We start from the raw sequence: 10492 nt of genomic DNA on the forward strand, positions 1-10492 counted from the left end.
CCCTTCGGGGCCAGCGCGACAAGCGCGCTGTTCAACGCCTGCGGCGTTAGTCCGAGTCCGGGCACCACTATTTAAAGAACCCGCCCAAAAGGCGGTTTTTTGCTTTTCTGCGGCCGGACTCTCCATCGAACTGCGTTCGATTATTCGCCGCAACGCGGCTCACCCCTTCGGGGCCAGCGCGACAAGCGTGCTGTTCAACGCCTGCGGCGTTAGTCCGAGTCCGGGCACCACTTATTCAGAGAACCCAGCCTATGGCTGGGTTTTTGCTTTTCTGCAACCGGACTCTCCATCGAACTGCGTTCGATTATTCGCCGCAACGCGGCTCACCCCTTCGGGGCCAGCGCGCTGTTATAACCAGTTGAGATAGTTATAAAATAACATCGGGTCATTCAAACCAAGTTTCTCTTTGAGTTTTGAGTGATAATATGAAACTTGTTTCCGGTTAAGATTCAACGTATTGCATATAGAGCCAATGGTTTTAATTCCCCGGGTCATCAGTAAAACAGCATGCGCCTGTTGGGTTAACCCTTCCCCATTGCAAATTGAATAGTAATACGAAATTAATACTTTAATTTGTTTTGAATTATCAACCAGTAATATTTTACGCCACTCATCTATTGATAAACGTTTTGATACAAAGAACAAAGACGCATCTCCCTGAACGATTCTATCGCTCAGTATGATGATTGAGGCATCCCTGCGTTCATAAATCAAATGAATCATATATAATAAAGTATAGACACTAAGGAAACCAAGCTCCTCAAGTATATATATTTTACTTTTTTCACCCAGTCTAAGCTCATCATACATCGTATCAAGACCCAATTTTACATATTGATTCTTGACATAAAAATGATATTCCATCGTCAAAGCACAATGTATAACAGATAAGTCATCATCAATTTTAATCATTCTGAAATTCATTGTTGTTGTTGATTCTTTTTTTATTACAAAGCAAACTAATAAAGCGCTTCGCTTTCTATTGTGAAGAATAGATAGTTTTCTGATTGGTTTACACTGAAAAGTCATTTCTTATTCTTATTCACTTTAGTTATGCCTTAATTTAGAGATTTTATTTCATATTAAGTTATCCTACTCGTCTTAGCGCGGAAGAAATAAACCATTAATATAAAAGGATTTTTTAATGATCGAAGAAAAAGAAAGCGGCTCAAAAAATAATCATTACTTTATAATTAATGGTCGTGTTAAATTTATTCCATTTCGCAGAACAATAGAGGACATGAATACTGGAACAAAACTTAAACTTCATGTTCCAGCAAGCCTTTGTCTGGATAGATTATTAAAAAACCAAGGACGTCTTGTATCTCAGGATGAGCTAATCCTGTACGCCTGGGGCTTGAAGCGAGAGTCCACGGTGAGTTCTAATACTTTTTATCAGTGCATACTACATCTACGCAGAAAACTGGCACAGCTGGAATTATGTGATGTTATTGAAACCGTCCCACGTCATGGTATTATTTTTAACAATAGTGTCAGTGTATTAATTACGCAGGATACCCCCCCGGCGTTTCAACTCAATGAGAGTAATCAAACACCAGAAGGCACAGCGGAAAAGGATATAGAACCAGTGCAGTCCGTTGAAATCGGCAAAAAACACTTCACCGAGGAGATACCTGTATCGCTTCCTCCCGAATTTGGTTCTGATATGGTCCTCACGTCAACGATTCAGGTTGCGAAAAAGAATAGATTACAAATAAAAACCCGCTACGTTTTATTCACCGGAGCTATATTATTAATACTGATAACCGTATTGGGATTCATATACATAAGCTTCACTAATGATAATATATTCAAATCTTATAACCAACTCTCATCCACGAACTGCTTCATCTACACTATAGGTGATCAATATTCTGAAAATGAAATTAAAAACATAATGAAAAGTGTCGGGTTACCCTGCTTTAATAAAGAGAACGTTTTTTTTACCGTATCTCCGATGCAATCAAAAATAAACATAATCAACTGCGCTACATATAATAAAAAACAACAAGACTGTCGCTCCGTTACCATAGCGAGAGAATTAGAGGAAACACCATGAGATATAAATCCATTTTATGCTCACTTGCATGTTTAGGCGCTTTTGCAGGGGTATATTTTTATTTACCTTCTCCATTTAATACCGACAGTGCTATTTCATGCCATAGCCGCCATACTCTCATTAACAATGATTTTAAATTAGATGCAAGTTATGGTTTTATTTTTGGCGGTAATAAAGGCGAGTTAACAATGTATGGTTATGCGGTAGACAATGGTGTTCGGATAAATATCAGGAGAGTGATTAGTTTTACCTATACAAGAATGGATGATATTTATACTTTTCACAGTAAAAGAGTAGAGAAGTTTTACGGAGATAACAGTGAAAAAGGAAATGTAAATATTCATCTCCCCGAATTTTTTTATCAGACAGGAAAAGACCTTACCATACAACTCAAGCGGGATGGCTTCAATATCCCGATAATTTTCGTGCATCGCATGCCTGTTTTTTATTGTAATCAATCAGGTTAATGTATTATCAACAAGATATATTTTACTGGTCACCAGTCAGCAATTGTGGGAGTCGATTCCGCGACGTCGTCGTGAGATCGTTGAGACGCCACGCGGATATTAATGATAATAAACCGGACGCCTTCTATTACCTCCGGTTGCTTTTCCTCTCCCGGTCCAGGGGGACGCATCTGGTATGACGCCCCCCTGGTGACAGAAACCCGTTTTAGTTTTGACATACGGTGATTCGCCAGCATAAGCCCCATCTGGCTATCTTTCCCTAAGCGCTTCACCAACCTTGTTAAATGGTTTAATCAGGTACTGAAGGATTGTCTTTTTGCCGGTCTTGATATCTACACTCGCCACCATCCCAGGAGAAATAAAGTGCTGTTTATTATCTTTAGTTTGCAAATGGTCCTTCGTGGTTCTGATATAAACACGATAAAAAACAACTTCCGGTTTTTGAGGATCGGAAATCGTGTCAGGTGAAATTGTTACCACCTCACCATCCAGTCCCCCATAGATTGAGTAGTCATAGGCGGTGATTTTGACGATCGCACGCTGTCCTGGATGAATAAAAGCGATATCACGTGGCAATATTTTAGCCTCGATAAGTAATCGGTCATCAAGGGGAACGATGTTCATGATAGTTCCATTTGGGGGAATGACGCCACCAATAGTGTTAACTTCAATATTTTTCACAATGCCCCTGACTGGAGAAGTGATGGTCGATTTTTTCAGTAGATCGCGCTGACCGATGATCTTCTGATATAACGAATCAACTTCTCCGGAAATTCTCGATAGTTCCTCTCCTGATTTTACCTGATAGTTGTAGTTTAGCTCTGATTCTTTCATATTCAGATCGACGAGCTGCTTCCTGAGTCTGATAACATCAACTTTACTTGACGCCCCTTGGGCCATAAGTCGAGTGTTAATCGCGAGTTCGTTATTCAATAATACTCTTGACGCCTGAATATCTTTCATCGACGAGATATAATTATTTTTCCGCGAAGTATAAAGCACCATTTCTCTATCGGTGATTTCTGCAAAACCATGTAATTCATCAGGAAAAACTAAAGGACGATTGCTAATCTCCGCCAAAAGTCTAACTTTGCTGGCCAATAGCGCCCGATATTTGGATTCAGATTCCATCACTGCAGCCTGGGTTCTTATCGTATCCAGATTAGCAATAATATCCCCCACCTGAACTATCTGTCCTTCAGTAACGTTGATTCTATCGAGAATCCCACCATCAAGAGATTGAATGATCTTCTCTTTCGAGCTGGGGATAACCCTCCCATCGCCTTTCGAGACTTCATCAATACTAAACATAGAAGCCCACAGCAAAAATACGCTGAGAAAAAAGATAACGCTGAGCAATATATACAATGCCCGGCTAGTCTTAACGCCGCCATGCGTGTCGGCAAGCGTAAACTCGTCAGTCTCTCGTACCCTATGAGTCGCATCCTTATCCGTTGTAAAAAAAACATTCTTACAAAAGTCCTTTGTAAGTATAAAATTCTTTTTTACTTTTCCTGGTATATTTTTCATTAAAAACCATCATTTAAAATAGCTGGGCAAAATATAATGATATAATTAGTGGCAATATATTAATTACATATCATCAATAATTTCATCTTTGCGTTTATCTAACACCACCCTACCGCCAGACACCACGATAGTTCGATTAACAAGATCCAATATTTTCTTACGATGGGTAGCAATAATAACTGTTTTACCGGAAATCCAGTTGCTCATTTTTTTGACGAACTCATCTTCTGTCACATCATCCAGTGAGGAAGTGGGTTCATCCATAATAACAATATTAGGATTACGCAATACCAGTCGAGCCAACAGAATAGTCTGCTGCTGTCCGCCAGAAAGACCGTGCCCACCCTCCTGGATAATATAATCTAAACCCGATGGTAGCTGGTTGATGAAATTAATGGCACCGGTTATCTTAATGGCTTCAATAATATCTTCATCCTGGGCCAAGGGGGATCCCAGTGTAATATTTTCACGAAGCGAACCGAAAAATAGTCGAGAGTTTTGGCTCAGGTATCCAACATCACGACGCAGATCGGCGGGATCGATATCATTAATATTGATACCATCCAGAATTACTTCGCCGGACTTCTGATGCATCATCCCTGAAAGCGCGTTTAACAGCGATGACTTACCCGAACCATTGCGCCCAAGAATGGCAATACGCTCACCCGCTTTGATCTCCAGCGAATCAATACTCACCGCGATTTTCTGACCGTCTACCTGATGCGTAAAAGCCGCGTTGGTAATCGAATACTGGCCTTCGATAAATTTCTTGTGAATCAACCGCTGATGTTCCGGTTGATCGATGGGTAATTGCATTATCGAGTCGAGACCAGTCATCGCGACTTTGGTTTGTTGCCAACGAGTTATGATGCTCGCTATTTGCGCAATAGGCGCCATCATTCTTGAGCTCAGAATGGATGAGGCCACTAATGCCCCGGTTGACAGATCGCCGGACATAACAAAGGGAGTTCCTACCAGTACCAGGCATACAAACACCGAACTCTGGACGAAATATGACCAGGTTGTTAAGGTATGCGTCAGATGCTTTAATTCCAGACTGTTTTCTGCCGTCGTCTTAATGTAGTGCAGCCATTGCTGTTGAAAGCGATGCTCGGCTTGCAAAAATTTGATGTCGTCCAGCCCTTGAACCGTTTCGACCAGCATGGCGTTACGCAGACTGGATTCTCGCGTAGCCGTGTTGGCTAACCTGAACAGTTTCTTTTGACTTAATAGACCAGGAAGCACCATAAGAATGGCCCCAGCTAAAGGTACGAGGAAGACAATTCCCCCCAAAAAATAGATAATTACCAGGAACATAAAGAAGAACGGTAAATCCGTGATGGCAACGACGGTTGACGAAGTCATCATTTCACGAACCTGTTCCAGTTCCTTTAGTTGAGAAATGAACGACCCTGTTGATTTCGGGCGATAAGGGTTTTTAATCCTCAAGGCACGACCAAAGACCCTGTCTGAAATAATCAAGTCTGCACGCTTGCCGAGGATATCAGTTACGCTATAGCGAATTAAGCGCAAGGTGAAATCAAAAATAAGCGCCAGGATCACACCAATGAAAAGCACCCACATTGTAGGATGTGACTGTGCTGGAATGACACGGTCGTAGGTCTGCATAGAGTAAGTAATACCGGCCAGACCAAGCACATTGACAAACAGAGACCCCAGTATGACCAGATAGTATGGTTTCATGTCGGCAAAAATAATTTTCCAGACCCAGTACTTTTCAGCCGGCTTGATGTAATCATCAATGCGAGGGTCGGAGACATTTTTGGCCGGGCGCAGCGTGATAATTCTACGACCTTCAGCGCGGACCTCATCTTCTTGTAATAGTGAGATCAGCTCATTATCTTCAATAAACGAGACAACAAAATTTTTATCTTCATCAATACTCTTGATAATGGCCAGACGGCCATCTTTCATTTCCAGCACTTGCGGAAACAACCACGAATTAAAACGATAACCCGCAACAGCGTCTTCCTTAAAAGAAAGCCCTGCCCGGCGACTCATAATCTCTACAACTTTACTGCTTGAATCTTTATCATGCCATAGAGATGTTATCAGGATATTCTGTTCTGAAACATTAAGACGATAATGGTGCGCGATAGTCACTAACGCGCTTTTCCACTGCTCCAGATAGTACTCTTTGGCGCCACTGTCATTTTCCATAGAGGAAAAGAAATCCATATCTTGCACTATATCATCCTTTATTTTTCATTAAATTAATTAATTTGCCAGCATAGTACAGACTTTCCATGGCAAGGTTCGACACGGTATAATGACTATTAATGATGTCGGCTTTGGTCTGATGGATCTCGGCTTCAGCGCTGGTTAAATCGGAAACCGAACGAGCCCCCAACTCCAGATACTGTGACATATAAAGATTACGCGTTCTTATAGCGCTCTGCTCCCTTTCGCGTTTGTTTTCCAGGCTAATTTTGGTGTTTCGCATTTGGCTCGAATATTCCATTATCCTCTGATCGGCATTATTCTTTTCAGCATCTAAGTTAAATTGCGCAGTATTGAGCGCTTCTTGTGCTTGCTGTACCTTAGAAGATACAGATCCGCCCTGATAAAGCGGGACTTTTACATTAATAAATGCGCCATAACGGTCGCGGTTTTTGGTGGTGCCATTGTTAGTCGATTGTTCAGTCAAATCATGTTCATAGTAAGGGGCCAACGTTATTGTCGGATAATATTCATTCTTTTGGACATCGATTTGTTTTTTGGCGATATCAATTTTAGCTCTGGCAATCCTAATTGCCGGTGAGTCAGTATTAACTGGATTATCACGTAAGATATTATTATAGAGTTCTTCGATTTCATTAGGGAACTCCATGATAATACTGGCTGATATTTTTTTATTTAATAGATGATCCAGCGTTGCCAGCCATTTTTTATATTGTGATATATAATCATTATAGTTTGAGAGTGCTTCGGCTACTCTGAGGTTTGCCTGAGAGTAATCAGATTCAGCGCTGGCCCCCAGCGCAACGCGTTTTTTCGTTAAATCTTTGATCTTAGAAAAACCGTCAATACGTTCCTTTGCCGCAGCGCTGAGTTGATGATAGCGGACTATTTGCAAATAGGCGCCAATCGTCTGATAAAGAATATCATTAATCTCTTTTTCTATTTCGTAGCTGGCGCTGGCGACATTCAGTTGAGAGAGCTCAACCCGGTCACTGGTGCTACCAAAATCATAAATCATCTGCTCAACTGATAAGTTGAGTTGATTGGTTTTATTATTATCATCACTATAATCATCTTTGGCGATACCGGAATTAAGGCCCATTTGCACATTAGGATAATATGCAGATTTAACCTCATCTATCATCGATTTTAGTCTTTCCGATTCAGCTATTGCCCGTTTAATTTCCGGGTGCCAGCTAACGGCCATCAGCATTGCGCTGTGCAGATTATATTTTTCTTTTGAAGAAATAATATTTTTTATAACCATATCTGCAGGTGCAGCAGGCGGCAGTTGTTTTGCAAGTTGAGTTTTTTCAACCGGTTTAGCATATACAACTGGGGCATCATTGGACAGTGGCTTATTTGGTTGTGGAGTTTCTGGTGACGTTGATGATTTATCCTCATTAACAAATGAAACGGGAAAAGTGATAAGCTCACAGGAAGCACTAGCAATCATTAACAGATTTCCTATGGCAACGGATAAATAGAGTCGTGCTTTATGAGTAAGTCCCACTGGATAGCTCCCTGAATTATAAATACAACGCGTTATCATTCCATGATGATGTATATCTGGTATCGTGCATGAAGGTACATCTCATGACACCGTTGAGAACCACATACTGTAAAGCTATGTGGCTGACCAATCCCGGCGGCTAACCGATGTAGCAGCCGGGAAAGGTATTACTTAGAATTAAGCAGCAGCATACTGATAACTTTCTTCATTTAGCTGTAGCTGATTGACGATTTGATTCAGTGCGTTATATTCTCCAGAATCTTCAGCACCTTGTTGCTGTTCAGTAACTTTGTTTTCTGCCACGACGGAATTGTTTTCTTCACCTACCAGAGAATCCAAATTGATATCGTTGGCATTATTTTCCTCCGTCAGCGAAGCGAGCTGTTCATCAGTCAACTCTTCGTTTACTGCTTCCTTAGAAGCCTGTGAAGCCTGAGAAGTCTGCGAATCAACCATTTCGTTAAGCGAAGTTACGTTGCTATCAGAGTAAGTGGCTAACTCATTAAGCGTATTGGTCATGGTGGCCAAATCATCAGTAGACAAACTTTTCTCGCTGCCTTCACCCACAGATTTTTCCAGAAGATTATCAACCGTTTTTTCTGCGCTAACGAGCAGTTTATCAAGGGTTTCAGCCGCTGGTTTCGCCGCCTCGGCAGCAGTTTCAACGGAATCAGCTAAAGTATTGAGCGCATTGGCGGCCACATTGTCATTGGAGGAGCCGCCAAAAATTTTCGCGACAATATCGTTAATGATATTAGAGATCGTTTCCAGCGGATGAGTGATGCCATAAATAACTTCGGAGATAAAATCAATGATTCCCTTAAATGGACTCAAGATGGCATCAATGACCGAGTTAATAATATCTGTAACCGTTCCGACTGGGTCGCTAATAAATTTGACCATCAATGTAAGAGGATCGCCGAGCAGTTTTAATATCGAATCAATCGGATTAGTAATAAAGTTAAAGATGGAGCTAGCCGTATCAATAAAGAACTTACACGGCGCAAGAATAATATCTATGATATCCTGGAATATGTTACCAATAGCGCCAAACGGATCGCTGAGGAAGTTACCAATGCATTCTATGAGATTACCAATAACTTTGCCGATAGCCTCAAACGGCGCGGCAATAAAATCAATAATAGAACCTACTGTATCAATAATAAACTTGCATGGCGCAAGAATAACATCAATAGCACTCTGGATCATATTCCCAATAAAGCCTAGTGGATCTTTAAAGAAATCCTGAATGCTATTGGAAATAGAAGAAAAAATATTCTTGAGGCCTTCGATCGGCGAAGAAATAAAGTCAATAATGGAGTCAATGAAATTATTGATCGGCGTATCTGGAGTATCGGAATCAGAGTTTAAACCCAGCATCCCTTTTATAAAGGCTTCGATTATGGTTACCGCCGATGTCCCAGCACTCATGGCGATCGGGAGACCCATGATCAGCGCCATGCCCAGTTTCGTGACCAGGTTGACAACATTACTTAAGCCATAATGAATAGCAATAAGAACGCCGTCAATAGCCAGCGTGAAATCTGAAACCACACTGGCAATAGGTATTAATCCCGGTATAAACTGCAGGAATCCTGTAATAATTCCCAGAATCCATTCGGCAATGACGCTTATAACTTCAACGCCTAGCTTAGGAATAGCCATAACTGCGACGAACAAATCGCCCAGTACTAATGGAATCAGTGGGTTTTGCAATAGCGATTGCGAGAAATCAGCGACGAAATCCTCCATCGCGGAGGAATCACCGTTTAGTAAGGCGGTAAATCCTTTAACCAGGGTTATCACCCAGCCGATGGCGCCGGTAACGATCGCAGGCAGGCTAATAAGACCAACACCGATACTCTCTACAATAATTTTTAAGCCGTTACCCAGGCCATCTACGAGAATCAGTATACCATTAAAGATATGTGGAATGGTTCCTAATGGTCCCCATATCCCTCCCAGAATACCGGTGATAAATCCTGTAACCCACTGAACCATATTGGAAATAAAGCTTAATGGCACGTGAATAACTTCAACGAGTGCTTCCCAGGCGACCAGGGCGACGCCGGTCAGTGCCGCAGGCGCGGATTCGAGCAAAAAGTGGTAATCACTTAACATCGGAATAACCGATTTAAGTGCTTCTAACAATCCTTTCGGAATGGCAATAATCGCATTCCAGATGCCGCTGAGAATATCTTCCAGGAATGACGGTTCGTTTTCAGCATTGAGGGTGGCGGCGTCGGATTGAGCTTTCTCCACCCCCGCGATATCAGTGGCGTCGTTTACCGCCTGATGGGCTGCGTCCTTTTCATCCTTGCTCAGGTTATCCATAGCGTCGATCGCCTTGTTGGCGCTATCTTTCGCGCCATCAAGGTTATTGCTGGTGGCATCGGCCAGCGCTTGCTCCAGGCCCGCCACACCTGTCGCGTCGTTCACTGCCTGGTGAGCCGCTTCTTTCTCCTCGTCGCTGAGATAGGTCATGTCGTCGATCGCCTTATTGGCGTCGGCTTTACCTTCCTCAAGGTTTTTCGCGGCAGCGGCGGCTTCGGCTTTCTCCAGGCCCGCAATGTCGGTGGCGTCGTTCACTGCCTGGTGAGCCGCTTCTTTCTGCTCGTCGCTCAGGTAGGTCATGTCGTCGATCGCCTTATTGGCGTCGGCTTTACCTTCCTCAAGGTTTTTCGCGGCAGCGGCGGCTTCGGCTTTCTCCAGGCCCGCAAT

The 10492-nt window shown here is 42.4% G+C and carries 7 protein-coding genes; 2 read left to right on the top strand and 5 right to left on the bottom strand.

Features of this window, described 5'->3' with window-relative positions; genetic code table 11:
• Window positions 1–348 precede the first annotated feature (348 nt).
• The gene (locus PGR09_RS24345) at window positions 349–912 is read right to left on the bottom strand and encodes a hypothetical protein (RefSeq protein ID WP_430916574.1); all 564 of its coding nucleotides are present in this window, start codon (window positions 910–912) and stop codon (window positions 349–351) included.
• 232 nt (window positions 913–1144) lie between these two features.
• On the opposite strand from PGR09_RS24345, the gene PGR09_RS24350 reads away from it, so the two are divergent.
• Both PGR09_RS24350 and PGR09_RS24355 read left to right on the top strand, forming a co-directional pair.
• Window positions 1145–2059 (top strand): winged helix-turn-helix domain-containing protein, encoded by a 915-nt coding sequence (locus PGR09_RS24350; RefSeq protein ID WP_430916575.1) that lies wholly within the window; start codon window positions 1145–1147, stop codon window positions 2057–2059.
• Window positions 2056–2526 (top strand): hypothetical protein, encoded by a 471-nt coding sequence (locus PGR09_RS24355; RefSeq protein ID WP_080957272.1) that lies wholly within the window; start codon window positions 2056–2058, stop codon window positions 2524–2526. Before PGR09_RS24350 ends, PGR09_RS24355 begins: the two co-directional genes overlap by 4 nt.
• A 249-nt stretch (window positions 2527–2775) precedes the next feature.
• Here the strand turns inward: PGR09_RS24355 and PGR09_RS24360 are convergent, their stop codons facing one another.
• The 4 genes from PGR09_RS24360 to PGR09_RS24375 all read right to left on the bottom strand — a co-directional run.
• Window positions 2776–4056 (bottom strand): HlyD family efflux transporter periplasmic adaptor subunit, encoded by a 1281-nt coding sequence (locus tag PGR09_RS24360; RefSeq protein WP_289575955.1) that lies wholly within the window; start codon window positions 4054–4056, stop codon window positions 2776–2778.
• 63 nt (window positions 4057–4119) lie between these two features.
• Window positions 4120–6255 (bottom strand): type I secretion system permease/ATPase, encoded by a 2136-nt coding sequence (locus PGR09_RS24365; RefSeq protein WP_063416570.1) that lies wholly within the window; start codon window positions 6253–6255, stop codon window positions 4120–4122.
• A 13-nt stretch (window positions 6256–6268) separates the two neighbouring features.
• Window positions 6269–7714, bottom strand: a complete 1446-nt coding sequence (locus PGR09_RS24370) for a TolC family protein (protein ID WP_196796515.1) — start codon at window positions 7712–7714, stop codon at window positions 6269–6271.
• A gap of 234 nt (window positions 7715–7948) precedes the next feature.
• Window positions 7949–10492: hypothetical protein (locus tag PGR09_RS24375; RefSeq protein ID WP_430916576.1), on the bottom strand; the 2544-nt coding region annotated here is incomplete at its 5' end.

Source organism: Klebsiella sp. 141251, from assembly GCF_050600725.1.
Lineage (GTDB): Bacteria > Pseudomonadota > Gammaproteobacteria > Enterobacterales > Enterobacteriaceae > Klebsiella > Klebsiella aerogenes.